This is a genomic window from uncultured Amphritea sp. (assembly GCF_937127095.1).
Classification (GTDB): domain Bacteria; phylum Pseudomonadota; class Gammaproteobacteria; order Pseudomonadales; family Balneatricaceae; genus Amphritea.
Genome location: NZ_CAKZLP010000077.1, coordinates 79665 through 103239, shown reverse-complemented (window position 1 = coordinate 103239; position 23575 = coordinate 79665). Strand labels below are relative to the sequence as shown.

Here is a 23575-nt window from a genome sequence, read left to right as displayed (position 1 = left end):
AAATTAAGGCGTTAGGTGCCATTTAAGTTTATCGGATACCCTATATATATAGGTTTTTATCAGCATTTCAACCATACAGGTATTACGTCTTAATAAGTATGACCGGATCATCTTAGTTAGGTTCATAGGCAATCAGAGGATTTATTGGTAAGCTGCGCGGCTTAAATGACCCAGGTAAACCGCAACGATGTACCCCATCAATATTCTTTTTGAAGATGAATACTATTTCGCTATCGACAAACCGGCCGGATTATTAGTACATCCAAGCCCGATAGAGCGTCGTGCGACCAATGCAATTGCGTTGATTCGCGAGCAGATGGGGATTAAAGCCTATACAGTGCATCGTCTTGACCGGCCCACGTCCGGGGTGCTGATCTTTGCTAAAACCTCTGAAGCCGCAAACAAACTCAATATCTGTTTTGCTGAGCGCCGGGTGCAGAAAACCTATCTTTGTGTCTGTCGTGGATATACAGAAGAGCAGGGGGTGATTGATTACCCGCTGAAAGAGATTATCGATAAAGTCGCAGATAAAAACGCAAACCCGAATAAGCCCGCAAAAGACGCTGTTAGCGAATACCGTCGACTGGGTACTGTTGAGCTGCCAATCCCGGTGGGTAAATATCCTGCAGCCCGCTACTCTCTGGTAGAAGTAAAACCTAAGACTGGACGCAAACATCAGATTCGTCGTCACCTGAAACATATATTTCACCCCCTCGTAGGCGATACTCAACACGGCGATGGCAAGCATAACTCACTGTTCAGAGGCCATTTTGGCCTGGACCGTCTGCTGCTGATGGCGACTAAGCTGGAATTTATTCACCCTTTTACTGAACAGCCGATTGAGATCAATGCCCCGGTTTCACCCTGGGTTGACCAGTTGTTTGCAGAGTTCGGCTGGCAGGGGCTTTATCCTGCAGCAGAAGCGATCGATGAGGTTCAGCCAGGCCGTTCGGACTGAATCACTTGATCCTTCCAGTAATCTGTCAATAGTCGATAGCCTGCCCATATTTTCGTTATATGGGCTAAATCATCTGCCAGGTAGCCTGCACGCCGTTCATCTCGAATAAAACTGATGGTTTTATTGTCTTTTTCTGCCTTTTTACTATTGTCCACCGGTGTAATTTCCGTATCCTTAACGGTCAACGAAATAACTTTACTCTAGCCGTGATGGAATCACCTGAATGACCAACAACACCTCCTTTGCTGAGCGCCTGAGCGCTCAGTCTGATCAGCTTAAAATCGGTATTATCGGCGCCATGGATGAAGAGGTCGAACTGCTGAAACAATCTATGGAGGAGCGTCAGGAGCACACGATTGCCGGCTATAGCCTCTACACCGGAACGATGCATGGAGTACAGGTTGTACTGCTGAAATCCGGTATTGGTAAAGTGAATGCTGCCATCGGCACTACGCTGATGCTGCAGGAGTTTCAGCCTACCTGTGTGATCAATACCGGGTCTGCTGGCGGTTTTGCCACTGAACTTGAAGTAGGGGATGTAGTGATCTCTACTGAAGTCCGTCATCACGATGTGGATGTCACCGTGTTTGGTTATGAGCATGGCCAGGTGCCTGGCTTGCCTGCTGCCTTCATACCTGACAACTTTCTTGGGGACGTGGCGCAGCGCTGCGTCTCTCGCATGGAGGGGATCAAAACGGTAAAAGGGCTGATTGCCACCGGTGATTCCTTTATGAACTGTCCTGAGCGGGTTGCCAAAACCCGTGAACATTTTCCAACGATGAAAGCAGTTGAGATGGAAGCCGCCGCCATTGCGCAAACCTGTTATCAGTTTGATGTGCCATTCATTGTTATCCGGGCGCTGTCTGATATCGCCGGCAAAGAATCCAATCTATCATTTGATCAGTTTCTGGTGGTGGCAGCTAAACACTCCGCTGAGATGGTGATGGCGATTGTACAAACCATCGCTGATGAAGCGGCCTGATTAGCCCGCACAGTATTCAGATTCAGTAATTATAACGATAAAGATCAACGGAAAGAAAATGACGACATCTTTTTATCCACCACAGCGAACGCTGATGGGGCCGGGCCCTTCCGATGTTAACCCACGGGTTCTGGCGGCACTGTCCCGGCCGACTATCGGCCACCTTGATCCTGAGTTTATCCGTATGATGGACGAGATCAAACAGATGCTACAGTCCGCGTTCAAAACTCAAAGCCCGCTGACCATGCCGATCTCTGCACCGGGTTCTGCGGGTATGGAAGCCTGCTTCGTTAACCTGGTTGAGCCAGGCGACAAAGTGATTGTCTGTCAGAACGGCGTCTTCGGCGGGCGGATGAAAGAAAATGTCGAACGCTTCGGTGGTATCGCCATTATGGTTGAGGACGACTGGGGTAAGCCGGTTGATCCCGCCAAAGTAGAAGCGGCTTTTGCTGAGAATGACGGGATTAAACTGCTGGCGTTTGTTCATGCGGAAACCTCAACCGGGGTGCTGTCTGATGCTAAAATCCTGTGCCAGATCGCTCAGAAATATGGCGCGCTGACGATAGTTGATACTGTCACATCACTGGGTGGCAGTGAGCTGGATGTTGATGGCTGGGGTATTGATGCCGTTTATTCCGGCACGCAGAAGTGTCTTTCCTGCCCACCGGGCATCTCGCCGATCAGCTTTAATAAGCGGGCGATTGAGGTAATTGAGAAGCGTGAAAGTCGCACACCCAGCTGGTTCCTTGATCAGAAACTGGTGATGGGTTACTGGGGTGGCGGTGCTAAGCGTGCCTACCACCATACCGCGCCAGTCAACGCCCTGTATGCCTTCCATGAATCGCTGGTGATGCTGGAAGAGGAGGGCCTTGAGAATGCCTGGGCGCGTCACCGCCATCATCACAACGCACTGCGGGATGGTCTGGAAGCGATGGGTATCGGCTTTCTGGTAGAAGAGCCTTATCGGTTACCGCAGCTTAATTCGGTGTTTGTTCCTGAAGGCATTGATGAAGCTGAAGTGCGTAACCGTTTGCTGGCCGACTACAGTCTCGAGATCGGCGCGGGTCTTGGCGCGCTGGCAGGCAAAGTCTGGCGTATCGGTCTGATGGGGGCGGCTTGCAACAAGAAGAATGTCCTGTTCTGTCTCAGTGCATTGGAAAATACACTCTCTGCTATGGGGGCAAATATCGCTACCGGTAAAGCGATTGCTGCAGCGGAAGCTGTCTATAACGCGGCGTGATGTAAAAGCAGAAGTCCGGGGGCCGGATGCTGCGCTTGCCCGTGGTTAGAAACAGCGGGCAAGCTGTTGTTTTAGTGTCAGGTTTTCGGACGGTTAATCAACTGCTCTACCGCTTCGATATTTCCAGGGTGATCCCACTCACGGGACCCCTTAATAACTTCAATCGGATAGCCTTCACTATTCAACAGATAGCTTGAAGGCATGCCATCAATCCCCAGCTCTGTAAACGCTTTACCTTTGTCATCAAGGTAGACGGGCAGGTTAAAGCCGAAGGTTTGCTCCTCTAAAAAACCGTTAACCGTTGACGCTTGCTGACCCAGGTTGATCAAGACTACCCTGAACTCGTTTGGGTCGAACTGCTGTTGCAAACGTTGCAGCGAAGGCATCTCCTTGACGCAGGGAGGGCACCAGGTTGCCCAGAAGTTTAGCAGCACCATTCCCCCCTTATATTGGCTCAGATCGACACTATTACCCTCAAGATCAGTCACCTGAAGTTTTTCATAGAGCGAGTCTGATGCCAGGGCAGCGGTTGAAAAACTGCACAGCAGCACCAGCAGTAATTGGATAAAAAGTTTTGCTGGTCCCTGAGTGGTTTTAACAGATTGCATTATATAACCCTGAAAAATAGAGGTGTTTGAATATATATCATTAGCATAGAATAATCTGATCATAACAATAGTCAGCCTTAGGGTGGAGAAGAAAACCTATGAAAGTTGCATTTATCGGCCTGGGAGTGATGGGCTATCCGATGGCAGGCCATCTGGCAAACGCCGGACATGATGTCACTGTATATAACCGTACTACAGCTAAAGCTGATAAATGGTGCCAGGAATATAAGGGAGCCCGGGCGATCACTCCCGCTGAAGCCGCGCGTAATGCTGAGATTGTGTTTAGCTGCGTCGGCAACGATGACGACCTGCGTCAGGTTGTAACAGGCACCCAGGGTGTTTTCAGCAGCATGGCTCAGGGAGCGACTCTGGTTGATCACACCACTGCCTCTGCAGAGGTGGCCCGTGAACTCGCAGTAATCGCAGCCGATAAAGGCCTTTGCTTTCTGGATGCGCCGGTATCAGGGGGGCAGGCGGGTGCCGAGAATGGTGTTCTCAGCATCATGATTGGTGGTGATGAGGCGGTGTTTGACAAAGCCGCACCGGTGATTGATTGCTATGCCAAATCCGCCAAACTGCTGGGGCCGGCTGGCAGTGGCCAGTTGGCAAAAATGGTGAATCAGATCTGTATTGCCGGATTGGTTCAGGGGTTGGCAGAGGGCGTTCATTTTGCCAAGCAGGCCGGGCTGGATGCTGCCGCTGTGTTTGACGTTATTCAACACGGTGCTGCCGGGTCATGGCAGATGATTAATCGCCACCAGACAATGATTGATGAACAGTTTGATTTTGGTTTTGCCGTCGACTGGATGCGCAAAGACCTTAAAATTACTCTTGATGAAGCACGCAGTAACGGTGCTCAGCTTCCGGTAACAGCGCTGGTTGATCAGTTCTATGCTGAAGTGCAGAAGATGGGCGGCAATCGCTGGGATACCTCCAGTCTGGTTAAACGACTCGATTCTTAGTCCGCACTGACAACAGGCTCTGGCGACTGCTTTTCAAAAGCAGGCTTTGCGAACCCCGGAGCCTGCCTGAAATTTTCTAATACATCTTTTAGGCTATTGTGCCTGCGGATGGATGCTCTATAATCGCGCCTTATAACTAAAACAGATATAACCACATAAATTATCCGTATTTAAGCATTACGGTTACAAATGAGGACAGTTCTATGGCCGATAAATACACTATGATCTCTTTTGCACCCAGCATGATAATTGTTGCCGCGATGGTTGTTGGTACCTTCGTAGCAATTCACTACCTGCGTAAGTGCATAGCAAAAGACGCAGCTAAAGCAGCTCAGCGCGCTGAGTGATAAGCATCTTTTCTGAAAGAGCAGCCCTGAGCTGCTTTTTTTGTGCCCGCTGTCCGGGCTAGCTGGCGTTCAGTGGGCAAAGCCGGGGATGTTCAGGTGTGTACGTTCCAGTTATCCGGTACGATAAAGCCCCGGTCGCATTCGCACCAGGCGCCGGTTATTTCATTCAATGAGAGCCGCGCAATCAGCATCGGCGTGGTTATACTGTCGGTTGCCTCAATCAGTTCAGCGGCGGAAAGGGTTTCCTGAAAACAGCAGCGTGCCAGAGCCAGCCAGCGTGGTTTCATGAGTACAACATACTGATAGTGAGTTCCCAGTGACTCAGCCTCAGCAACTCTGATCCACCATCCCCGCAGATGGTCGGCATTAATGGGAGCAGGGGGCTGATAATCTTGCCATGCTCTGAAGGGGTAAAACAGATAACCGCGTAACAGCAGCGAGTGTTGATCCGGCAGCAAACCGAGGGCCATCGCCTGCGCTTTACCGGCATCGGTTTTTGATAGCCGTAGCTGATGTTCGGTGAGGCGCTGCCATTTTCGACTCAGTCTGTCGGAGCGATTAGGGCCGATAAAACTATCGAGTGAACAGTGATTAGGGTCCTCTGATGTGCACAGATAAAACTTCACTGCAGCTTCGAGATGGATCTTTATGCCATCGTTCAGCGCCATAAGAAAGTCATATTCGCCGACGGTAGTCTTATCCCTTGAAACCTGAATGTTGTATTTAAAATCAACTGGTTGTATGAATATATTAATATAGAGTCTAACCAAGTCTTCGAAGTAATATCCGAGTCTGAACTGTGCCTGTTGACGCAAATCACTGATTAAAATCTGTGGTTTTTTGTCCAGTTTGGCGAGACGCTGATCGATCATTGAGGCACTGAAAAGCCAGTCGGAAGATTCACTTTCTGACAGGGACATTAGCGAGGGGCTATAGATCAGCCAGTGCAGATCCCGGACAATCTCCTCATCATAAATCATGCCTGACTCAAGGCTTTCAGGTACAAGGTTCCCGGATTCAGATGTCTCTGTCTGAGCAGCATCCGGGTCGGAAAGGTGCTCTGAATTATGGCTGATCGTTCTGCTCATAAATCATATATTCACATTAATGTGAAAAGCTCATAAAGTAATAGGTAATTTTTAACTCTACTCTACTTTTACCAGGATGTCTCATGGCACCAAATACCCGCGCGAATGAACTTCACCTTTCAGCTAATGAGAAAGACCGTCACCCGCTAATGAGCGATTCTGACATCAATACCATCATGCTTAATGGTGCCATGATCTCGCTGTCTAAACTCAAGCGTGCATTGAGTTTCAATGCCAGACTCTATTATTACGCCGAGATCAGCGTTTATCTGGAAGTTAGCCTTTCCCGTGGTGCGGGCATCTCAGACGGCACCCGTAAACAGCTGGAGAAAATTCATTCAGAAGCGACTCACTACCATATGGATGCCAATAAGCTATTGAATATCCTTGAGGATTAGAAGGGCGCACAGTTAGAATAGGCGCATGAATGATACTCAGAATAATGATCTTTCCAGCTGCGAAGCGCAGCATCAGGATGCCCGTGAGCTTGATACTCAGGAGCTTGATGCTCAGCAACCCGATGCTAATAGCCAGGATTCTCTGGCTGCGCTGAACAAGCAGGAGCAGCAGAATAGCGCCTCTGCATTTGACAGTAAGAGCTTTCTCTCCCGTCTGACCCGCAGGCCCGGCATCTATCAGATGTTTAACAGCAGCGGCGAAATTCTCTATGTTGGCAAGGCTAAAAACCTGAAAAACCGGGTCAGCAGTTATTTCCGCCCCACGGGGCTTAACATTAAGACTCAGGCGCTGGTCAGTCGTATAGCGGATATACAGGTGACGGTGACCAACAGCGAAACAGAAGCGCTGTTGCTGGAACAAAATCTGATAAAAACCAATCGCCCGCCCTATAATATCCTGCTGCGCGACGATAAATCCTACCCTTACATCTTTGTCTCCACCGAACAGGAGTACCCTGCAGTACGTTTTCACCGGGGTGCCAAGCGGCAAAAGGGGCGTTATTTCGGTCCATTTCCCAGCAGCGGAGCGGTGCGCGACAGTCTGACGATCATGCAGAAAGTGTTTCGTATTCGTCAGTGTGAAGAGAGTTTTTTCAAAAACCGCTCACGCCCCTGTCTGCAATATCAGATAAAACGTTGCAGCGCCCCCTGTGTTGGCATACCTACGCCTGAGGTTTATCAAACCGATATCCGCCATGCGATGATGTTTCTGGAAGGAAAAAACAGCACCATCATGGATGAGCTGGCAGAGCAGATGGATCAGGCATCTCAGGCGCTTAACTTTGAAGATGCTGTGATCTATCGGGACCAGATATCCAGCTTGCAGCAGGTGCAGGAGCAACAGCATGTTAGTGGTCAGAGTGGCGATGCGGATGTTATCGGTTGCGCTCAGCAATCCGGTGCTGTCTGTATGCATATGCTGTTTGTTCGCGGTGGCCGGATCATCGGCAGTAAAGTCTATCATCCGCGTTTCAGTATCGAAGAAACCCCGCAAGAGTTGCTATCCGCATTTATTGCCCAGTGGTATCTGGCGAGTGGTCGGGAGATCCCGCCAGTACTGATAACCATTGAAGAAGCGGCTGACCGGGAGGTGCTGGAAGAAGCCCTGAGTCAGCGCAGCGGTCGTAAAGTCACTCTGGTGCACAAAGTGCGCTCCGACAAAGCAGGCTGGCAACGGCTGGCGCAGACCAATGCAGAACAGAATCTGCAAAGTCATCTGGCCAGCAAGCAGAATGTCTATAATCGCTACCTGGCGCTGCAGGACGCATTGCAGCTGGATGCGATACCGCAGCGGATGGAATGTTTTGATATCAGCCACAGTTCCGGTGAGGCTACCGTTGCGTCCTGTGTTGTCTTTGATCGAAATGGCCCGTTGAAGTCGGACTATCGCCATTTTAATATTGAAGGCATTACCGGTGGTGATGATTATGCCGCGATGCATCAGGCACTTACGCGGCGCTATACCCGACTGAAAAAAGGCGAGGGCAAGTTGCCGGATATACTGCTGATTGATGGGGGTAAAGGGCAGGTTGCTCAGGCGGTTGAGGTGCTGGCTGAACTGCAGATAGAAGAGGTGCTGATTGTCGGTGTGGCGAAAGGGAGTGACCGTAAAGCTGGGCTGGAAACGCTGATCATGGGTGATTGCGGGGCTGAGGTTGCATTACGGTCAGACTCGCCTGCGCTGCACCTGATTCAGCATATACGGGATGAAGCCCACCGTTTTGCCATCACCGGTCACCGGGCAAGACGCGGCAAAGCCCGGCGCAAATCATCCCTGGAGGGTATCCCGGGTGTCGGCCCGAAACGGCGGCGTGAATTGCTGAAACATTTTGGCAGCGTACAATCGATTGAAACCGCAAGTATTGAAGAAATTGGAAAAGTCTCTACTATAAGCCGCAAAATTGCCGAAGATATTTATGCTACCCTGCATCCTGACCCTTAATGGCAGTGGCCGTTCTGCCAACTTTGTCCCCTCGTAACAGGAAACCCGAGCGTCGATGAAAATACCTAATATCCTGACACTGCTACGCATTGTTCTGATTCCTGTCTTTGTATTGATCTATTATCTCCCGTATGCGTGGGGGCCGATGGCTGCAGCCCTGGTCTTTGCGCTGGCGGCTGTCACTGATTGGTTTGATGGTTATCTGGCGCGGAAGCTGGATCAAACCTCACCGTTTGGCGCGTTTCTTGATCCAGTTGCCGATAAGTTGATGGTAGCGACTGCGTTGGTGCTATTGGTTGATACCTATTCAGTTTTCTGGATTACTGCGCCTGCGATAGTCATAATCAGCCGCGAGATTGTGATCTCCGCACTGCGAGAGTGGATGGCTGAACTTGGGAAACGGGCAAATATTGCCGTATCTTATGTGGGTAAATTAAAAACAACATTACAGATGTTGTCGATTTTTATCATGCTGGGTGCGGTGCCTTTTACGCTGTTCTCCTGGATTGGTATCGGCGCGCTGTATGTGGCGTCAGTACTGACGCTCTGGTCGATGTATGTTTACCTGAAAGCCGCCTGGCCAGACCTGACAGACGATATCTGATCAATCGTTATACAGTTCTAACTTATTAATCTGATTGCACTTTTCTCTGACTGAAAAGTTGTTGACATAAAAGGTGAGCTGTCTATAATACGCACCACTTCTTAGGAAGCATGCGGAATTAGCTCAGTTGGTAGAGCGGAACCTTGCCAAGGTTCAGGTCGTCGGTTCGAGCCCGATATTCCGCTCCAATCTTATGCCAGCCTAACCGCTTAATAAGATTGTTTGGTAATTATGGTTTACCTTTAGGCGCGGTGGCAGAGTGGTCATGCAGCGGACTGCAACTCCGTGAACGCCGGTTCGATTCCGACCCGCGCCTCCATATTTGCTTAGCCCGGATGATGGAATCGGTAGACATAGGAGACTTAAAATCTCCCGACTGAAAGGTCGTGCCGGTTCAAGTCCGGCTCCGGGCACCATTTGCAGATAGCAGTATCTGTTGTTTAAAAGGTATGTGAAGCGGAATTAGCTCAGTTGGTAGAGCGGAACCTTGCCAAGGTTCAGGTCGTCGGTTCGAGCCCGATATTCCGCTCCATCTTCACATTATCCTATCTACTCCCTCTCAAAAATCCCATCTAAATCAGACTCATTATTTTTTAGTTTCCAATTACTCACTATCGCTTAAAAGTCTTCGTTTTTATTTCAGCAATATCAATGTCTGATTCGCTGCGGTGCTGTATTCAGCTTACTCAAAGAGAATCTGTTTGCTATTAGCTATTTGCGTACAGATGCAGACATTCGTCTGCGGAGCGATATAAGAATGAGCGATAGCAAAATGCTTGCTACAGAGATGACTGAAATCAAAAGATATTGATGGAGTAGATCGATTGTGATGCGGTGATCTTTTGTTGTCTTGGTTTTGTGTCTGCATAAGACGATAATGGCGCAAATCAATGTTCTGACAGGAGTTGCTAGTCATTGGCTCGCTATTCTGTCTTTTTTGCGGCGGTTGATTTAGCTGGTGACGTTTGGGTTAGTGAGATAAGATAAATATCTAATATGTATTGTGTATTTTTAATATCATGACTATGACTCCAAAGACCTACGAAAAAGTATTTGAAATCGCAGATAACCTGCTGGCGCAGGGCCGCAAGCCTACGCAACAGATGGTGCGCAACGAGCTGGGCTCTGGCAGTCTCACCACGATTAATAAAGCGCTGAATGACTGGTGGCAGGGGCTGGGCAAGCGGTTGATTGAGCAGAATGCCCGTCCGGACATCCCTGAGCCTGTCTTTACCAGCGCTAACACTTTGTGGCAGCAGGCTCTGGCGTATGCTGAACATCAGCTATCGGACCAGCGGGAGCAGCTTGAGCAGCGCTATCTGGAGCTGAAAGCGGAGCTGGAAGGGCGCAGCATAGAGAGTCGTGACGATCTTCGACGCCTGCAGGATCTGTCTGATAAGCTCCTGAGCGAGAATCAGCGCAGCCTTGAAACCATTGCTGAGCAGCATAAAAAACAGCTGGCCCAGGATGAGCGCGAGATGCGCCTTGAATCCGAAAATCGTGATTTCAGACGGCAGATTAAAGAGTTTGAGATCACACTGGAGCAGCTTGAGCGCAATAGTGGTGGTAATCAGCAACAGGAACTGCTGGAATACCAGCATAAAAATCAGTACCTTGAAGGAGAGTCTTCAAGGCTGGAAAAACAGTTAATGATTCTGCAGGACGAAAACCGTCAGCTCAGAGGCTCTTTGCTTGATATTGAGCGGCAAAGCATCAAAGAGAAACATCAACTGGAGCAGGTTATTAGTCAGCAGGATCTGCGCTATCGTGAGATGGAGCAGCGCTTGAAAACGGGCAGTGATGATGCGCTGCTTGAGGCTCGCCTGAAGGAAAAAGAGAGTGAAGTTGAACGTCTTCATTCATTGCTTGAAAACTTTAAGTTAAAGTCATAACCACTTGAATATTAGAGACTATGGATACATATCTGGATAAAGGCTCAGCGTACGCAGAGATTCTTGAGGGGATTAAGAATTGTGATCCTGACGGAGCAGTTTGCTGTACGGATGAAGCTGTTTTCAACCTGGCTAAGGTGGTGCTGGTTAAAGAAAAGCTGGCAGGCATCACGCTACAACTGGTTGATGAACAGGGGTATGCTACCCGACAGGTCACCAGTAAAAAACCATCCGATGACCAGCCAAGTGACCGCCACCTCAGCACACGCCAGGCGGCCGTCATCAGAGCGCTTGAGAAGGTGCTGATGCATTGCAAGAAAGAGGGCATCAAGCTGATTGGTTATAGCGATGAGCTGGTTGCAATGCCGGTGGTAGTTCGTTCTGATGATGTGTCTCCCGCGGTCGCTCTTGATATCGATACACATGGTGTCTACCGCGGAGCCGACAGTGTTATTGGAAACGATAACAACGACTGATTTTGCCACTACATTCCTGTTCAGCGATCGGTATAATTAGCCGGTCGATGGAATATTCAAATGGATCTGAACTATACATGAGTGCTATCAAGGTTTTATTGGTTGATGATCATCCGGTTGTAAGAGCGGGTTTTCAGCGGTTGCTGGATAATGACAGCGGAATCGATATCATTGCTGAGGCCAGCAGTGGCCAGGAAGCGGTAGAGAAGTATTTTGCAACCCGTCCTGATGTTGTCATTATGGATCTGTCTATGCCTGCGGATGCGTCTGAAGGCGATGGTATACAGATCTTTGGTGGCCTTGAAGCGATACGGGTTATCCGCGCCAAAGACCCTGATGCGAAAGTTCTGGTTCTGACCGTCATGGAGAGCGAGCCGTTTCCAGCCCATGTGGTTCAGGCTGGCGCCTCAGGCTATCTGACTAAGCGCTGTGCCCCTGATGAGCTTCTCAAGGCCGTATATGAGGTCTCAGAAGGGCGTACGTACTACGCAGAAAGCATTCGTGAAATGCTTTCTCCAGGCGCTGCAGACAGTGGCTCTCCCTTTAATAAGCTCACTAAGCGTGAATTTCAGATCTTTTCCTGTCTCGCGCAGGGGCAATCTGCGGCTCAGATCGCTGAAAAGATGTTTCTAAGTCCTAAAACCGTCCACGCCCATCGCGCCAATATCCTGCGCAAACTGGGTATCAACAACAATTCTGAACTTGTACATATTGCAATACGTCATAGTATTGTAGAAGCCTGAATATTTCATTCAGGACGCACTATTAACGCGTGCCAATTTGAGGCGTAATCAATGTACGATCAGGATCAGTCCGAGCTTATTCTAGAGGCCGATTTTCTCTGGCGTGAAATACATGTCGGTGATGATATCTACCTCGATGCAGACTTTTACAGCAGTAACCGGCGGCTACTTTGCCGGGGTGCGCCTTACCAGGTGCTGGCAAAAATAGATAAGCTTTGCGGCGCCCAGGAGCTGATTGTGCAGTCATACCAAACACGAGAGTTGGTGTCTGTTTCTCCCTATCTGGTATGCAGCTACGAGTCTCCTGAGCATCCAGTTTTGATCTCCTGATCAGCCTCATTTTCCGCACAACGTATCCCCAAATTTCGTAACAAACATCCAGAGCAGGTGATCGATGATCACCTGTTTTTTTTCATGCTGAGCGTCGCCTGCGGTGGTGTTTACCGCCAAAACCTCCGGATTTTTCACGTAGCGCACGATATATAAACCAAATTTTATAATTATCGAAGTAAGCCTTAGCTAGCCTTGATGGCCCTAGATAGCGCATCTAACTATAAATATACGACTACGCATAATGTATACAAATGTAAATAGAAAACGGTCGTGTTTTGCCGGTCAAAGCCCGGAAACCTTGCCAATTCCATCTTCTGTAACTCGTTGATATTGTTTCATTTCTTCTTTGAATCCCCATTCAACCATGGCTTCCCATACGTTGTTCATGCTGGGGAAATCCTGAGTCTCTAAATGATACTGTCCTATCACTTTCATAGGGTTTTCACCCAGTAGCTGAGCGATTTTGTTTATGGTTTGGTCGCTAAAGCCGTTACGTCCCTGTTTGACCAGAGATATGGAGGCTGGGGATATTTCGAGAATTTGGGCGGCGCGGTAGTCTGAGCACCCGTCATGGTTGGCTTTTAGCCGTGTCAATAGCTTTTGTGCGTAGTTCATAGATCACCTGAGAAGTTCAACCGAGCTTAAATAGTAGTAGTCGCAAAATGATAATGCCAGTCATTAAGCTGGCTTGAATATTTAGGCTGGCTTAATGTATTGTTGCTCAGTCGACCTGAGAAGCGACAACCACGGGGCTGCTGGAGATTTTTATCTGTGAAGGTATGCCTCTACCCATTTCGAGCAATTCTCCTGTTGCAAGGGGGCTGGCCAGCCCCCGCTTTAATCTGCAACGGGAGGGAGCGACTAGGAGAAATTGAACATGAAAAACGCAAGTGCAGTACAAATTCCAGACCTGTCCGGGTCGAATGAATACCCAACTGATAGAGATATTGTAGCGGCGCTGGCCGGTGAGCTAATGAGCGCCTGTGTTCGGGTGTCAATGACCAGCAGGCCAGATATTTTTATTGATTACTCAGCACACGTTGACAGCATATGTTGCCGATTTTTTTATGATGGGTGGGTGTCAGGGTATTCGGGGAAGTCTATTAATGTAAGTTTAAAGGGGGCTGGTGCGGCGGGAAAAATTCGCGCTCTGATTATGCAGGTTGAAGCGCTCGGGGAGGTTTCAGCATGAATATCGGAGAAGCTATTAAGCATATGGAAGCTGGCGGAAAGGTTCAGCGGGCCGGTTGGAATGGTAAGGGAATGTTTCTGTTTAAGGTATTTGGTTTTGAGTGGGATTTTGTAACAGATACGCCTGGGGTTAACGAGTTTGCAACGTTGCCTTTTATCTGTATGAAAACAGCGGATAACGGGCTTGTTCCGTGGTTGTCGAGTCAGACGGATATGCTTGCTGAAGATTGGGAGGTTTCAGCATGAGCCCTGCTATGGAAAGAATCCGGCTGTTAGAGAAACAGCTACGCGCCGCCAATGCCCGTTTTTACAAGATGAAAGAGCTTAACGGGTCGGCGCTTAGCTGGATGAATACCGGGCATTTCAAGTCAGCGGCTGAAGTGCTGAAAGAGGCGCAGAAAGTATGATTATTTATGGTGATGGTCAGTGTGGAGCTGGACAAAGGGCTGAGTTTATATTCTGCGCGGGTATGGGTATCCGGTTTTTGTTGATTGATGGTGTCAATGGTGATGATGAAATTACGATTGAAATTGATGGTAAGGATCACATTAGATCGACAGTAGATGATATTCGGTGGTTGATGAAAGGGTATGACTTGCCGCAAGCAGAGCTTGGTAAGTGTGTAGTGCCTGTGCATCAAAAGAAGACACAGAGAGTACGTTGTTTTATCTACTCTGAAGAGTTCAAAGATGTCAAATGCTCTTTGGGATACGCTGAATTTTCACGTGTTCCTGTAACGGTGCTGCGATGAACTGCGAAAAGTGCTACGGGAAAATGAAAATTCATAACGCCGTTGAATGTTCAATCTTTGGCCGTGGCTGGGAGCGCGGGGCGGGTTGGACATGTAAGGTCTGCGATCAATATATCCCATACCGGCCAGAGCTTGACAAAAGGGTGTTGAAAAATGCCTGTTAATTTAGAAATACCAATAACCCGGCCTGTGTCGGGTTTTTCTTTGTCCTCTCAGGATCAAACTAATCCGCGTTATGTGCCCTGGTCGAGTGATCGCGTTAAATCGTCTATTGATAAAGAGGCATTTTCCCGGCTTTGGGCTGTGATGGATTCGATTAATAATCCAGTTGCTGCGCCGTTTCGCTCTGCGATCAGCGAAGCTGAGCGTAATAGGCTAGTCGAGGCGGCCAAATGTCCGACTCCGGAGGAAATGGCCAAATTAGAGGTATTCAGGGCCGCACGGAAGGAGCAAAACCGTAAGACAAGCGAGGCGCAGCAATTGGCGCAATTGCTGGGCGTTGATGACGTAATCAGTAAAAAGCGGGATTTACTGCCGGATAACTTCGGAGAGGTGGTTAATTTCGGCGGGTGCAATGTTCAGTTAGACGACCTAATGACAACCGGGGAGTTAGTGCCGGTTGAACGAAAAAGCGAAGGAACAGCAGGACAGGCGTATACAGTGATAACGCACCGGGACTGGTCAGAGGAGTACAGAATCAGAACTCAGGTTGACCAGTGTCACGCGATACCACCTGAGCAGGAGGGGGAGCGCATAACCAATACTCTGAGCATGGGCGGGGCGACTAAAATCGCGGATTCGTGCCAATACATGCACCTTAAAAAAGGCGGATATAAGACGTTTTTGACGTTGACTGTTGAACCAGAGCAGCGCAAAAAGCTGGAGTCGGGAGAGATAACAATCCAGAAAGAGATCGGCAGGTTTTGGGATGCAATGAACAAAATACGCCAGCGTGGTTTTTTATACACTGCCCCGGGTGGCGTTAAGCGAAGAATCAAGGGAGTGGTAGGGCGAAACATTCTCTATTGCTGGGTAGTAGAAAACCCATTGAATCAGGACGGAGAACGCAATCCGCATATTCATGTGCTGATGGATTGGGGCGTCCCGTATGGGCCAAAAAACAGCGCCGGGATAGGTTGCATTTTCGATGCCTGGGCGAAGCGAGTTGAAAAGGTGTGGGGGCATGGGTTCGCAACACTGGAAAAGATGAAGGACACAGAGAACGCCGGAGCTTATCTGGCGAAAGCGGCGGGGTATCTGAGCAAGGCTAACGGCGAAAGCGACCAAGGGCCGGTAAAGGGGAATCGTTACGGTATCAGCCGGGATTCAAGGGCGCCGGAGTGGGTGCAAGTGGGTCGTTATGAAATGGGGATTATGGGAAGTCTTATTGCGGATACACATGATTATTTTTCTGCGCTGTACGGTGGACATTTTGCAAAGCGGGCGCAGCTTAAAAAAGCATTAGACGCAACACCGAAGGCTAACAAAAAACAGCGGTTTAAAATCGGTCAAACACTCGGGAAAGTGCGAAAGGCGTTAAACAGGTTGCCAGCAATCGCCAGCAAATATCAGTTAATGATCAAGGGTAAGGAACGTTTCGAGGAGTTCAAAGCGTGGGCGACAAGTCAGGAAATGCAACCGGGTAATACTTGGTTACCGCCAAAGGCTGAGGGGGACGCTTGGAGCCCGGAAAACCCGCGACCTGATTCGAATTGGTTTAAAGAATTTCAGTTTCGCATGTTCGCAAAACGGGCAGCGCGCCGGTTCTGGGGTATGCCGCTTTCAGTTTACCGGCAGTGCATAGAGTTGGTCGGGGATCGGGAGCAAGAGCAGTACGAGATTTTCAATAGTTGGGTTCAATACGGGGGGCTAGAAAGTGAAAGCATTGAAAAAACAGGCGGCTGAGCTAATTCAGCAGATCAAAACCACAAAAGAGGCGGGTATGCTGGGCAAAGCAGCAGAGGCAGAAAAAGCAGTAGATATGTCGGCGCGTCTGTTGGTCGGCATGTTGGCAAAACTGGAAGCGCTGGAGGCGGCAAGCAATGCAAACGAATCCTAAAACAATCGGATTTCACCCGTGCGGGCGGCAGGGGTGCGACAAGAAAGCAGAAACAAGAACGATGATCAAAGGCCGGAATCATTATCTTTATTCAGTCTGCCCGGCCTGCAAAGTCGATCAGAGTACAGGCGCAATTCTTCAGACCTATCTGTGGAATCATACAGAATGGTTAGACGGTGAGCCGGAAGTATCACCGCCTAACCTGATCGAAGCGGCGGCAAAGATCGAAGCCGAAACAAGCGAAACAGAGATTGACCTGTTTGACCCTGAAGCGCTGGAAACGGAGCCTGAAGCGGTGCAAGCGGCAAAAGTGCCGCTGTTGGCAAAAGTGCTTTTGGGTGGTTTGGCGCTGGGTCTAACGGTCATGGGCGTTTCGGGTGCAATGTCGAATATGAAGGCGGTGAAATGATGGAAGTTGAAGAGATCGAAAACAGCGAAGTGACCGAAAATATAGACCTTCAGTCGATGCTAAACGACATGGAAGAGGAACAGCAAGCCGAAGCGCAGGCCGAAGCGGGCGAAGGTGAGGCAAAAGAGAAGACTATCAGGGTAAGCGGGTTTTGCCTGGGCGCGTCTGAAAAATTCTGTAACTTAGTCGCAGGAGCCCACCCGGCGGTTGAGTTTGACGATCAGCGAAAACTGGCGGGCGCGGTCAAGCTACAGGCGGTAGTTGATAAATACGATATGAAAGCGCCGCCGTGGATGGAGAAATGGTCGGAAGAGATAGAGCTGGGTATGTTTGTCGGCGGTGTGCTGCTTGGGGCGTATTTACAAGCCAGAAAAGCCGAACAACCGGCAGCGGAAGAACCAGCAAGCGAAGAGGCAAAGCCGGAAAAACCTCGGTACAGGGTGCCTGCTGTAGCGGTCGGGGGTGAACAGAATGGCGCGTAATCCGGACAACAATTTAAAGCCGTTACATGGGTACTACTGCGGGACAACCGGCAGCGGTAAGTCAAAAGCCGTTCAGTACCTGGGGAAGTGTGAAACAGACCATTTGTTGCTCTGGGACCCGTACGAAGATTATAGATATATTGCGGGTGATCCTGACCGGCGCGGTTTTCGGGGTCTAAAAGTTGTTCACTTTGATGTCAATAAATGCGGCAGCGTGGCCGGTGCTAAGAAAGCCTTTCTGAAGGCGGTAATAGCGGCAGATAAATCCGGGAAGAAATTCAGAATTGCGCTAACTATTCCGGTGTCGCGTGAGGATTTTCTGTGGTTCTGCTCGATAGCCTGGGCGATTGGGGACGGTAACCGGCGGTTAGATGTTGTCTGTGAAGAGGTCGCTGTGGTATGTGAAACAGCGGGCCGGGAGCGAAGCATATACGGTCAGTTACTCACCGGGGGCCGTAAGTTTTATATCGTAGTGCATTCGACCGCACAGCGGGCCGCTGAGACGCCTAACACAGTGTTAAGTCAATCGCCGTTTAAATGGGTGGGGATGCAGGACTTTCCGGCGGATGTAAAACGAATGTCGGATATGTGCGGCATTGATCGGGCAGAGATTGAGCGATTAAGAGAGATAGAATATGTGCTGAAAAAGCCCGGTTTGGGCAATATTGAAACAGGAAAGCTGAAATTGCCGCCGATGCGAGCAAAGAAAACACCAAAAACGGCCAAAGCATAGCCGAACCCATCACCGAAGCCCCCACCAAAACCCATTTGGAACGGGGGCCAAAGCTACCTCTAACCTTCGCTTACTTGTTAAGAAAATCAAGCAAATATCAGCGAAGGTAAAAAAAATATGAAAGCGTTAACAGCGGCCAAACAGGCCACAAATATCAATTGGGCTACTGCGGGTAGTGTAGTTGCGGGCATGGCGCTTTTCGGCGTTGTGATGTGGGGGATTCGTAAACTGCCGAACAATGCAGTGACGAACCCGGTTAAAAATGTCGCTAACGAAATTAAATAAGGGGCTGAGCTATGTCTATTCCAGTTAAGCAGCCACCGTTTAATAACGTTGTAGCGGGTTCTACGGCCATTATTTCCCGTTTGGATCAGGGTGAGACATGCGACGCGCTGGTGTTGCGTTTGCAAGGTGGCACGGCTCCTGGTTTTACCGTTGCCGCTCACATTGATCTGATCAAAGTTCGCTTGGGTAATAAAACCATTGCAGAGCTGACCGGTGCTGAGATCGAAAAAATCAACAAAGAGAAAAACCGCAATACTAGCGATAGTCTGCTAGTGCTCCATTTCTCTGATCCGCAGGCGCGTACTATTGTAGGTCAGCAAATTGGCGCGATTGATACCAGTGTTGGTTATTCCTCGTTTTCAATCGAAGTGAAAATTAACGCGGCGGCGGTAGATCCGGTGCTGGATTGCTGGATGCTGAAAAGCCCGCCGAAAATGCGCGATGACCAAGGCTATCACCTGCTTTTCCGTTCGTATCTGCGGGGTGAACAAACCTATCCGGCGGCAAAAACCTATGCGTTGGATGTACCGCTTGGATCAGATGAGGGCGTTCTGTTGCATTCGATGCACCTTATCGGTGAAAACGACACATGTACTCAGATTGATGTGAAGCGCGATGGTCTGGATATTCAGGACGAGGGCGACCGCACAGTGATGGAGTTCATTTACGGTGAAGACCGGATGACCAAACAGGCCGGTATGTTTACCTATGCGCCAGCGTTTGATGGTAATCAGTCTAAAAATCTGAAAACCCTACGCGACAACGGCAAGCCAGCGGCGTTTAAATTCCTGGGAACCTTCAGCGGTGCGGATAACGTAGTGATGATCTCCGAGGTTATCTCTGTGTTGCAGCACGTTTAAAAGCAGTTAAACGATGAGCGGGGAATCCCGCTCTGAGGTGTTTTATGAGTACAGTGCAAGAATCGGGAAACTCAATAACAGACATTTTTAAAACGGGTCTGGGATTGTGGGCTGACGTTGAGATGGCGAAGGTGAGCCGTCAGCCGGTCGGAGTAGTAGCGCAACCCGTACAAAGTGCGCCAGCGCAAGAGCAATCGCAGATTACCGGGCAGAACATGGCACAGGGTAAACCGGGTGGTTTGAGTGCGGTAGGTGCAGATAATGCGATGCTAATTGCGGCGGGTGTGGGCGCGTTGGTGTTGGTCGTGTTGGCTGTTAAGGGTTAGGGGGCGTTATGGCTGGCTCTGGTATGTCCACCTCTGCTATGGGGGGCGGTGGATTCTCTTTTTCGGATGAAACATCACAGGACTTGAAAACGAGTGTAAATGTTGGCGGGTTTTCTGGTGGTAACTTCAGCGTCAATAAATCAATATTCGATGGTTTAAATAGCAGTGACAGAACAACGAAGCTAATAACGGGCGCGGTAATGTTAGGGGGTGCGGTGGTTATGGGTATGTTTCTGTTAAAGCTGGCCGGGGGCAAATAATGGGGCTTTTCGGCGGTGGCAATAAGTCGACATCAAATACAACCACAACAACAAATAACGCTAGTGCGCAGGCGCAGGAACATGCGGTTAATGTGAACGGTGGTGGAACAGTTGAAATTCTGGACGGTGGCGCGTTTGGGCAGTCTGTGGAGCTGGCAAATAATGCGCTGGCGTTGGTAGATCAGACGTATACAACAGCAATGGGGTGGACTCAACACCAGCAGGAGGCCAGCGCTTTGTTCGCTGAAAATGTGCTTTCTGAAGGGGTTAGCGCAAGTCGGTCGCAGGATTCGCAGGCGCTTGAATATCTGGTTAAAACCGGGGCTTGGACGGTTGGAATACTCGGAAGTTTATATCTTCTGGGAAAGTTAAGAGGGCGATGAAGTGAGCGGAACTAATACAGAAACATTAAACGCTGGAGAGTTTCGGGAGTACGACGGGGGGAATGCCTGGGAGCTGATCGCTTGTGACAATCCGGTGAAGGTGGAAACGATAAAAGAGGGTCGGATTCTGCGGCGCGATGAGGTCGCAGCGGTGGGGAGCTATGATCGATATCATCAATTCAGCGGCGCTAATATACGTGCGTTTACGACGGTAAAGGTAACAGCATTAACTGATAACACGACGTTTACATTATCAGTATCTGACGGTCAATCAGGTAAAAATATGGTTGTAAATGAGGTTGAGCGAATTGTTCAACCGGTGGATGTTCAGAGTGTTGCAATGATTGATGATATTGCGCCTTTCGATTTATCTGTGGGTTTTTCGCGGCATATTAGATCGGTTACAGCAACGGTACAAACGCTGATTACGCCAGCTGAAAATGTAGGGGGTTGCATTATTGATGCGGCTCATGCGGGGGGCAGCGGTTTAATTACAGCTAACGCTACTGCGGTTGCGTCTGTTATCGATGTTTCTGTGTCGGCGATTATCGCGTGCAGTTCAAATATGATTGTAGGTAGTAATACTGTTGCAACTAATCAGGGAGTAAGCCACAAATCAGGTTTTAAAATTCCACCTGGTTTGGGTGTATATTTTCAAGCATGGTCGAGCGGTGAGCAGGTTGCCGTAATTCAAGGGCGGTTTTTATGACGAGTATATCAATAATTGAGTTGTCGGCATTTCTAGCAACACCAGAGGCGCAATTGCTGAAAACTCAGGCTGAAAAGATTGCCGCTTGTCGGGATTGGAAGGCAGAACTTGATAAGATGAACGCGCCAGAAGTGCCGGAATATAACCCGGATGAACATTTGCAGCGGCTGAAAGATGAGCGGGCAGAATGGGGGCAGGCGTGGCGGCAGTGGTCAGCGGATGAGCAAAAAGAGATCCGGAATGCGCGGATTGATACGCTGGATCAGGAAATTGTAAATGTTCAGAAAATCATTGCTGCTGTTGGGTAGTGCGTTATTGATGGCTGCGCCGCTCGCGAGGGCGGCATTTAACAGACAGTCTGTTATTGATGAGCCGGTATTAAGTAACCCGGTTCAATATCAGGAGGTGCCACAAATGAAGGTACAGACAAAACCGGCGGCAGGGGATGATATCTGGTCAGAACTGGATAGATTCAAGCGGTCTGAGTTCAGAGAATGGGCCGATGACATGGCGCTAGGTCAGTTGTTGGCGCTTGATCGGTTTGCGAAGCTCTGGGGTGCGGCGGTTACAGTGTCCGGCAATGCGGCAGCGCTGGGGCGGCATATGGGGCCGAATGAGCTATCGCAACATAATATTGATCGATGGGGAGAGGTTCGGGCGGTGGACGTATTCCCGGAAGGGCTAACTCGAGAAAATGCAAAAATAGCGCGGGATCTGGCAAAGCAGTCAGGGTTTAGTGGGATCGGGGTATATCTTGATACAAGTCGCCCGATGATGCACTTGGATACGCGACCAGATCGAACCCCAGACAACCCGGCGCAGTGGTCGCGGATTGAGGGCGAGTATCTTGGAATAGAAAGGGCGTTTGCGTGATGGCTATATTGACGAATGAGCAATTTATAGGCGTGGGCGTCCTGGGCGCGGTCGCACTGTGGTATGTATCGCGCAAAATTGGCGCGGTGGCAGAGCAGGCGATTGATTCAGGGGTCAAGGCGGTCGGTGAGGCGGCAACGGCCACCGGGGGTGCAGTGAATGCGCCGTTGCGCTTGTTTAACGATCCTGAGTGGGATGGTTCAACCTTCGGGACTGAGGCATGGTTTCAGGGCAAGGTGGACGATATAACGGGAATCTTCAGTGGGCCGGTAGCACAAGACCCGGCGGGTAGTCCTTACAGTGATAATAAGGAATTTACGCAGGTGCCAGACTTATGACATTTTTACTGACTCAATTATTGGCGATGTTGCCGAAAATATTTTTTGGCATCATTGCGCGGATGCTAACCGAATCAGCATTAACAAAAGTGCTAGAAAACACGATTGTAGCGCTGATGAAAAAAGCGGCAGCGCTGACGACAAATGATGTTGACGATCAATTTGTCGAAGATGTCGAGAAGCGATTCAAGCGAGACAGGGCCGACACAGACAGGGAGTCTTAATAGTGGAGTTGTCAGAGGCGGTTTTTATTGCGATAGCGTCTGGATTAATGACCGGATTGGTCACGGTAATTAGTATGCGTACAGATGTAGCGTGGTTAAAACAGGGGCTTTTAGAAGTTAAACACTCGGTACACCGGGCGCATGAACGTATTGATAACATCGAGAAAAAGCCCGGCCACTGAGCCGGGTTTTTTATGTCGGGTTAAACAGCTTTAAGGGCCGGTTGTTCAATATCAAGTTTGCGCCGTTGTTTAAGCGAATCATTCACGTATAAACGAAGTTTAGGCGGCAATTTAAGCCGGTTTTCTAACTCCTCAATCCGCTGTTTCTGGCGTTCCAATTGCTGCGCCTGGTCGCGGTTTTCAACTTCCCATAAGCTGAGCAACTGCTGAACAAAGGCGAAGTTCTCCAGTTCTTCACAGCTTAAGCTTTTACCGTCCGGCGTGTGAATGCGTTGCTGCGCACTGTCAAACCGCCAGCCAGGTTGCCAGCCGGGGATCTGACCTAACACCTTAATGATTAAAAGTTCCTTTACTTGGGCGCTGAGAAAGCGCTCAGGGTCGGCAATGATCTTGTAAGCGTGGGCGCGACTCACTAGCCCGAGGTCGGACACCTCGGAGGCGGTCAGATAGCGACCCGGCAGACCCAACGATTCAAGGTTTAATTTTTTGCTCTGCACGTAGCGGCGGCTGTTTTTCATAAAAAACCCTGTCAATTCATCCTGATTTTTAATCATCTTTAATCCGTTTTCCATGTTTATAATTCATACAGAATCAGCGGCCACTGAAGCCGGGAATATGGCGGAAAAAAGGCGTTTAGATCAACCGTTTTAGTGTGTCATATGAGCGAGTTTGTCAGCGCTTGCACTCGCTGAGTGGCCTGTACTGTCTCATTATCTGACTGCGCATAATGTATATTATGTTAAATATAATAATTATAGAGGTGATACAGGTCGGTCCCTGGTGGGTGCAGGCCTGCCCTGAGCTATTTAACGTAATCGGGATTATGGGTACTGCTCTGGATGCGGTTATTCGTACTACTGTCAGCAGTGACTGTTGG

The 23575-nt window shown here is 49.4% G+C and carries 36 protein-coding genes and 4 tRNA genes; 35 read left to right on the top strand and 5 right to left on the bottom strand.

The annotated features are described in order from the left end of the window. Positions 1–187 precede the first annotated feature (187 nt). Positions 188–958 (top strand): pseudouridine synthase, encoded by a 771-nt coding sequence (locus Q0499_RS19920; RefSeq protein WP_299203386.1) that lies wholly within the window; start codon positions 188–190, stop codon positions 956–958. On the opposite strand, the gene Q0499_RS19915 is transcribed toward Q0499_RS19920, so the two are convergent. Continuing rightward, complete coding sequence (locus tag Q0499_RS19915) at positions 937–1113, bottom strand: hypothetical protein (protein ID WP_299203384.1); 177 nt, start codon at positions 1111–1113, stop codon at positions 937–939. The two genes, Q0499_RS19920 and Q0499_RS19915, sit on opposite strands and share 22 nt — an antisense overlap. A gap of 68 nt (positions 1114–1181) precedes the next feature. Between Q0499_RS19915 and mtnN the strand changes: the two genes are divergently transcribed. Together mtnN and Q0499_RS19905 are read left to right on the top strand one after the other, a co-directional pair. After that, a complete protein-coding gene (gene mtnN, locus Q0499_RS19910) occupies positions 1182–1940 on the top strand; it encodes a 5'-methylthioadenosine/S-adenosylhomocysteine nucleosidase (RefSeq protein ID WP_299203382.1) in 759 nt (252 codons plus the stop codon). Positions 1941–1998: 58 nt separating this feature from the next. Then, entirely contained in the window at positions 1999–3180 is a 1182-nt protein-coding gene (locus tag Q0499_RS19905; protein WP_299203381.1) for an alanine--glyoxylate aminotransferase family protein, read from the top strand. Between the two features lie 77 nt (positions 3181–3257). On the opposite strand, the gene Q0499_RS19900 is transcribed toward Q0499_RS19905, so the two are convergent. Beyond that, positions 3258–3788, bottom strand: a complete 531-nt coding sequence (locus tag Q0499_RS19900) for a TlpA disulfide reductase family protein (protein ID WP_299203379.1) — start codon at positions 3786–3788, stop codon at positions 3258–3260. A 98-nt stretch (positions 3789–3886) separates the two neighbouring features. On the opposite strand from Q0499_RS19900, the gene Q0499_RS19895 reads away from it, so the two are divergent. Then, positions 3887–4750 carry an NAD(P)-dependent oxidoreductase gene (locus tag Q0499_RS19895; protein ID WP_299203377.1) on the top strand — a complete coding sequence of 288 codons (864 nt, stop codon included), beginning with the start codon at positions 3887–3889 and terminating at the stop codon, positions 4748–4750. Positions 4751–4953: 203 nt separating this feature from the next. Further along, a complete protein-coding gene (locus Q0499_RS19890; protein ID WP_299203374.1) occupies positions 4954–5097 on the top strand; it encodes a hypothetical protein in 144 nt (47 codons plus the stop codon). 92 nt (positions 5098–5189) lie between these two features. Here the strand turns inward: Q0499_RS19890 and Q0499_RS19885 are convergent, their stop codons facing one another. Further along, on the bottom strand, positions 5190–6185 hold the full coding sequence (locus tag Q0499_RS19885) for a DUF1853 family protein (RefSeq protein WP_299203371.1): 996 nt from the start codon (positions 6183–6185) through the stop codon (positions 5190–5192). An 83-nt stretch (positions 6186–6268) separates the two neighbouring features. Here Q0499_RS19885 and Q0499_RS19880 point away from each other — a divergent pair, with 83 nt between their 5' ends. From Q0499_RS19880 to Q0499_RS19830, 11 genes are all read left to right on the top strand, one after another. Further along, the gene (locus Q0499_RS19880; RefSeq protein ID WP_299203367.1) at positions 6269–6583 is read left to right on the top strand and encodes an excinuclease ABC subunit C; all 315 of its coding nucleotides are present in this window, start codon (positions 6269–6271) and stop codon (positions 6581–6583) included. 25 nt (positions 6584–6608) lie between these two features. After that, positions 6609–8585 (top strand): excinuclease ABC subunit UvrC, encoded by a 1977-nt coding sequence (gene uvrC / locus Q0499_RS19875; protein WP_299203364.1) that lies wholly within the window; start codon positions 6609–6611, stop codon positions 8583–8585. 55 nt (positions 8586–8640) lie between these two features. After that, a complete protein-coding gene (gene pgsA / locus Q0499_RS19870) occupies positions 8641–9189 on the top strand; it encodes a CDP-diacylglycerol--glycerol-3-phosphate 3-phosphatidyltransferase (protein WP_299203361.1) in 549 nt (182 codons plus the stop codon). 112 nt (positions 9190–9301) lie between these two features. Then, positions 9302–9377 (top strand) — tRNA-Gly (locus Q0499_RS19865). A 57-nt stretch (positions 9378–9434) separates the two neighbouring features. Further along, positions 9435–9508, top strand: a tRNA-Cys gene (locus Q0499_RS19860). 10 nt (positions 9509–9518) lie between these two features. Further along, a tRNA-Leu gene (locus Q0499_RS19855) sits at positions 9519–9605 on the top strand. 40 nt (positions 9606–9645) lie between these two features. After that, positions 9646–9721, top strand: a tRNA-Gly gene (locus Q0499_RS19850). A 487-nt stretch (positions 9722–10208) separates the two neighbouring features. Further along, entirely contained in the window at positions 10209–11081 is an 873-nt protein-coding gene (locus Q0499_RS19845) for a DNA-binding protein (RefSeq protein ID WP_299203358.1), read from the top strand. A 20-nt stretch (positions 11082–11101) separates the two neighbouring features. Beyond that, a complete protein-coding gene (locus Q0499_RS19840; RefSeq protein ID WP_299203355.1) occupies positions 11102–11557 on the top strand; it encodes a response regulator in 456 nt (151 codons plus the stop codon). A gap of 77 nt (positions 11558–11634) precedes the next feature. Next, positions 11635–12300 (top strand): response regulator transcription factor, encoded by a 666-nt coding sequence (locus Q0499_RS19835; protein ID WP_299203353.1) that lies wholly within the window; start codon positions 11635–11637, stop codon positions 12298–12300. Positions 12301–12351: 51 nt separating this feature from the next. Further along, positions 12352–12630 carry a hypothetical protein gene (locus Q0499_RS19830; RefSeq protein WP_299203350.1) on the top strand — a complete coding sequence of 93 codons (279 nt, stop codon included), beginning with the start codon at positions 12352–12354 and terminating at the stop codon, positions 12628–12630. Positions 12631–12915: 285 nt separating this feature from the next. Here Q0499_RS19830 and Q0499_RS19825 read toward each other — a convergent pair whose 3' ends face one another. Then, the gene (locus tag Q0499_RS19825; protein WP_299203347.1) at positions 12916–13248 is read right to left on the bottom strand and encodes a hypothetical protein; all 333 of its coding nucleotides are present in this window, start codon (positions 13246–13248) and stop codon (positions 12916–12918) included. Positions 13249–13510: 262 nt separating this feature from the next. Between Q0499_RS19825 and Q0499_RS19820 the strand changes: the two genes are divergently transcribed. The 19 genes from Q0499_RS19820 (at position 13511) to Q0499_RS19730 (ending at position 22516) form a co-directional block, all read left to right on the top strand. Beyond that, positions 13511–13825 (top strand): hypothetical protein, encoded by a 315-nt coding sequence (locus Q0499_RS19820; RefSeq protein WP_299203344.1) that lies wholly within the window; start codon positions 13511–13513, stop codon positions 13823–13825. Continuing rightward, positions 13822–14070 (top strand): DUF2829 domain-containing protein, encoded by a 249-nt coding sequence (locus Q0499_RS19815; RefSeq protein ID WP_299203341.1) that lies wholly within the window; start codon positions 13822–13824, stop codon positions 14068–14070. Before Q0499_RS19820 ends, Q0499_RS19815 begins: the two co-directional genes overlap by 4 nt. Next, entirely contained in the window at positions 14067–14231 is a 165-nt protein-coding gene (locus Q0499_RS19810; protein ID WP_299203337.1) for a hypothetical protein, read from the top strand. Before Q0499_RS19815 ends, Q0499_RS19810 begins: the two co-directional genes overlap by 4 nt. Further along, a complete protein-coding gene (locus Q0499_RS19805; RefSeq protein ID WP_299203334.1) occupies positions 14228–14575 on the top strand; it encodes a hypothetical protein in 348 nt (115 codons plus the stop codon). Before Q0499_RS19810 ends, Q0499_RS19805 begins: the two co-directional genes overlap by 4 nt. Positions 14576–14728: 153 nt before the next feature. Beyond that, a complete protein-coding gene (locus Q0499_RS19800) occupies positions 14729–16480 on the top strand; it encodes a hypothetical protein (RefSeq protein WP_299203331.1) in 1752 nt (583 codons plus the stop codon). Beyond that, on the top strand, positions 16452–16634 hold the full coding sequence (locus Q0499_RS19795) for a hypothetical protein (protein ID WP_299203328.1): 183 nt from the start codon (positions 16452–16454) through the stop codon (positions 16632–16634). The genes Q0499_RS19800 and Q0499_RS19795 overlap by 29 nt, the downstream gene beginning before the upstream one ends. Continuing rightward, positions 16618–17043: a hypothetical protein gene (locus Q0499_RS19790; protein WP_299203325.1), complete on the top strand. Its 426-nt coding sequence runs from the start codon at positions 16618–16620 to the stop codon at positions 17041–17043. The genes Q0499_RS19795 and Q0499_RS19790 overlap by 17 nt, the downstream gene beginning before the upstream one ends. Beyond that, entirely contained in the window at positions 17040–17525 is a 486-nt protein-coding gene (locus tag Q0499_RS19785) for a hypothetical protein (protein ID WP_299203322.1), read from the top strand. Before Q0499_RS19790 ends, Q0499_RS19785 begins: the two co-directional genes overlap by 4 nt. Beyond that, positions 17515–18258, top strand: a complete 744-nt coding sequence (locus Q0499_RS19780; RefSeq protein ID WP_299203319.1) for a hypothetical protein — start codon at positions 17515–17517, stop codon at positions 18256–18258. Before Q0499_RS19785 ends, Q0499_RS19780 begins: the two co-directional genes overlap by 11 nt. Positions 18259–18375: 117 nt before the next feature. Beyond that, positions 18376–18543 carry a hypothetical protein gene (locus Q0499_RS19775; RefSeq protein ID WP_299203316.1) on the top strand — a complete coding sequence of 56 codons (168 nt, stop codon included), beginning with the start codon at positions 18376–18378 and terminating at the stop codon, positions 18541–18543. Positions 18544–18554: 11 nt separating this feature from the next. Beyond that, on the top strand, positions 18555–19403 hold the full coding sequence (locus Q0499_RS19770; RefSeq protein ID WP_299203313.1) for a major capsid protein P2: 849 nt from the start codon (positions 18555–18557) through the stop codon (positions 19401–19403). A gap of 44 nt (positions 19404–19447) precedes the next feature. Then, entirely contained in the window at positions 19448–19729 is a 282-nt protein-coding gene (locus Q0499_RS19765) for a hypothetical protein (protein ID WP_299203310.1), read from the top strand. Positions 19730–19737: 8 nt separating this feature from the next. Continuing rightward, positions 19738–19989, top strand: a complete 252-nt coding sequence (locus Q0499_RS19760) for a hypothetical protein (protein ID WP_299203307.1) — start codon at positions 19738–19740, stop codon at positions 19987–19989. Beyond that, entirely contained in the window at positions 19989–20372 is a 384-nt protein-coding gene (locus tag Q0499_RS19755) for a hypothetical protein (protein WP_299203304.1), read from the top strand. The genes Q0499_RS19760 and Q0499_RS19755 overlap by 1 nt, the downstream gene beginning before the upstream one ends. Position 20373: 1 nt before the next feature. Continuing rightward, positions 20374–21081: a hypothetical protein gene (locus tag Q0499_RS19750; protein WP_299203301.1), complete on the top strand. Its 708-nt coding sequence runs from the start codon at positions 20374–20376 to the stop codon at positions 21079–21081. Continuing rightward, entirely contained in the window at positions 21078–21389 is a 312-nt protein-coding gene (locus tag Q0499_RS19745; protein ID WP_299203298.1) for a hypothetical protein, read from the top strand. Before Q0499_RS19750 ends, Q0499_RS19745 begins: the two co-directional genes overlap by 4 nt. Further along, positions 21358–21954, top strand: coding sequence for a hypothetical protein (locus tag Q0499_RS19740; RefSeq protein WP_299203295.1), 597 nt, complete (start codon positions 21358–21360; stop codon positions 21952–21954). The genes Q0499_RS19745 and Q0499_RS19740 overlap by 32 nt, the downstream gene beginning before the upstream one ends. Further along, the gene (locus tag Q0499_RS19735) at positions 21954–22292 is read left to right on the top strand and encodes a hypothetical protein (protein WP_299203292.1); all 339 of its coding nucleotides are present in this window, start codon (positions 21954–21956) and stop codon (positions 22290–22292) included. The genes Q0499_RS19740 and Q0499_RS19735 overlap by 1 nt, the downstream gene beginning before the upstream one ends. Next, positions 22289–22516, top strand: a complete 228-nt coding sequence (locus tag Q0499_RS19730; protein WP_299203290.1) for a hypothetical protein — start codon at positions 22289–22291, stop codon at positions 22514–22516. The genes Q0499_RS19735 and Q0499_RS19730 overlap by 4 nt, the downstream gene beginning before the upstream one ends. Before the next feature lie 202 nt (positions 22517–22718). Here the strand turns inward: Q0499_RS19730 and Q0499_RS19725 are convergent, their stop codons facing one another. Continuing rightward, entirely contained in the window at positions 22719–23252 is a 534-nt protein-coding gene (locus Q0499_RS19725; RefSeq protein ID WP_299203287.1) for a DUF3653 domain-containing protein, read from the bottom strand. Positions 23253–23575: the final 323 nt, after the last annotated feature.

What these genes read in the sequence shown, in the direction of transcription:
- Q0499_RS19730 (WP_299203290.1), top strand. Translation starts at nt 22,289, where the DNA reads ATGACATTTTTACTGACTCAATTATTGGCGATGTTGCCGAAAATATTT.
- Q0499_RS19755 (WP_299203304.1), top strand. Translation starts at nt 19,989, where the DNA reads ATGGGGCTTTTCGGCGGTGGCAATAAGTCGACATCAAATACAACCACA.
- Q0499_RS19740 (WP_299203295.1), top strand. Translation starts at nt 21,358, where the DNA reads ATGTTCAGAAAATCATTGCTGCTGTTGGGTAGTGCGTTATTGATGGCT.
- Q0499_RS19805 (WP_299203334.1), top strand. Translation starts at nt 14,228, where the DNA reads ATGATTATTTATGGTGATGGTCAGTGTGGAGCTGGACAAAGGGCTGAG.
- Q0499_RS19825 (WP_299203347.1), bottom strand. Translation starts at nt 13,248, where the DNA reads ATGAACTACGCACAAAAGCTATTGACACGGCTAAAAGCCAACCATGAC.
- Q0499_RS19845 (WP_299203358.1), top strand. Translation starts at nt 10,209, where the DNA reads ATGACTATGACTCCAAAGACCTACGAAAAAGTATTTGAAATCGCAGAT.
- Q0499_RS19885 (WP_299203371.1), bottom strand. Translation starts at nt 6,185, where the DNA reads ATGAGCAGAACGATCAGCCATAATTCAGAGCACCTTTCCGACCCGGAT.
- Q0499_RS19765 (WP_299203310.1), top strand. Translation starts at nt 19,448, where the DNA reads ATGAGTACAGTGCAAGAATCGGGAAACTCAATAACAGACATTTTTAAA.
- Q0499_RS19835 (WP_299203353.1), top strand. Translation starts at nt 11,635, where the DNA reads ATGAGTGCTATCAAGGTTTTATTGGTTGATGATCATCCGGTTGTAAGA.
- Q0499_RS19790 (WP_299203325.1), top strand. Translation starts at nt 16,618, where the DNA reads ATGCAAACGAATCCTAAAACAATCGGATTTCACCCGTGCGGGCGGCAG.
- Q0499_RS19890 (WP_299203374.1), top strand. Translation starts at nt 4,954, where the DNA reads ATGGCCGATAAATACACTATGATCTCTTTTGCACCCAGCATGATAATT.
- Q0499_RS19880 (WP_299203367.1), top strand. Translation starts at nt 6,269, where the DNA reads ATGGCACCAAATACCCGCGCGAATGAACTTCACCTTTCAGCTAATGAG.
- Q0499_RS19820 (WP_299203344.1), top strand. Translation starts at nt 13,511, where the DNA reads ATGAAAAACGCAAGTGCAGTACAAATTCCAGACCTGTCCGGGTCGAAT.
- Q0499_RS19760 (WP_299203307.1), top strand. Translation starts at nt 19,738, where the DNA reads ATGGCTGGCTCTGGTATGTCCACCTCTGCTATGGGGGGCGGTGGATTC.
- Q0499_RS19745 (WP_299203298.1), top strand. Translation starts at nt 21,078, where the DNA reads ATGACGAGTATATCAATAATTGAGTTGTCGGCATTTCTAGCAACACCA.
- Q0499_RS19900 (WP_299203379.1), bottom strand. Translation starts at nt 3,788, where the DNA reads ATGCAATCTGTTAAAACCACTCAGGGACCAGCAAAACTTTTTATCCAA.
- Q0499_RS19775 (WP_299203316.1), top strand. Translation starts at nt 18,376, where the DNA reads ATGAAAGCGTTAACAGCGGCCAAACAGGCCACAAATATCAATTGGGCT.
- Q0499_RS19920 (WP_299203386.1), top strand. Translation starts at nt 188, where the DNA reads ATGTACCCCATCAATATTCTTTTTGAAGATGAATACTATTTCGCTATC.
- pgsA (WP_299203361.1), top strand. Translation starts at nt 8,641, where the DNA reads ATGAAAATACCTAATATCCTGACACTGCTACGCATTGTTCTGATTCCT.
- Q0499_RS19800 (WP_299203331.1), top strand. Translation starts at nt 14,729, where the DNA reads ATGCCTGTTAATTTAGAAATACCAATAACCCGGCCTGTGTCGGGTTTT.
- Q0499_RS19770 (WP_299203313.1), top strand. Translation starts at nt 18,555, where the DNA reads ATGTCTATTCCAGTTAAGCAGCCACCGTTTAATAACGTTGTAGCGGGT.
- Q0499_RS19725 (WP_299203287.1), bottom strand. Translation starts at nt 23,252, where the DNA reads ATGATTAAAAATCAGGATGAATTGACAGGGTTTTTTATGAAAAACAGC.
- Q0499_RS19830 (WP_299203350.1), top strand. Translation starts at nt 12,352, where the DNA reads ATGTACGATCAGGATCAGTCCGAGCTTATTCTAGAGGCCGATTTTCTC.
- Q0499_RS19735 (WP_299203292.1), top strand. Translation starts at nt 21,954, where the DNA reads ATGGCTATATTGACGAATGAGCAATTTATAGGCGTGGGCGTCCTGGGC.
- mtnN (WP_299203382.1), top strand. Translation starts at nt 1,182, where the DNA reads ATGACCAACAACACCTCCTTTGCTGAGCGCCTGAGCGCTCAGTCTGAT.
- Q0499_RS19780 (WP_299203319.1), top strand. Translation starts at nt 17,515, where the DNA reads ATGGCGCGTAATCCGGACAACAATTTAAAGCCGTTACATGGGTACTAC.
- Q0499_RS19905 (WP_299203381.1), top strand. Translation starts at nt 1,999, where the DNA reads ATGACGACATCTTTTTATCCACCACAGCGAACGCTGATGGGGCCGGGC.
- uvrC (WP_299203364.1), top strand. Translation starts at nt 6,609, where the DNA reads ATGAATGATACTCAGAATAATGATCTTTCCAGCTGCGAAGCGCAGCAT.
- Q0499_RS19810 (WP_299203337.1), top strand. Translation starts at nt 14,067, where the DNA reads ATGAGCCCTGCTATGGAAAGAATCCGGCTGTTAGAGAAACAGCTACGC.
- Q0499_RS19785 (WP_299203322.1), top strand. Translation starts at nt 17,040, where the DNA reads ATGATGGAAGTTGAAGAGATCGAAAACAGCGAAGTGACCGAAAATATA.
- Q0499_RS19815 (WP_299203341.1), top strand. Translation starts at nt 13,822, where the DNA reads ATGAATATCGGAGAAGCTATTAAGCATATGGAAGCTGGCGGAAAGGTT.
- Q0499_RS19895 (WP_299203377.1), top strand. Translation starts at nt 3,887, where the DNA reads ATGAAAGTTGCATTTATCGGCCTGGGAGTGATGGGCTATCCGATGGCA.
- Q0499_RS19840 (WP_299203355.1), top strand. Translation starts at nt 11,102, where the DNA reads ATGGATACATATCTGGATAAAGGCTCAGCGTACGCAGAGATTCTTGAG.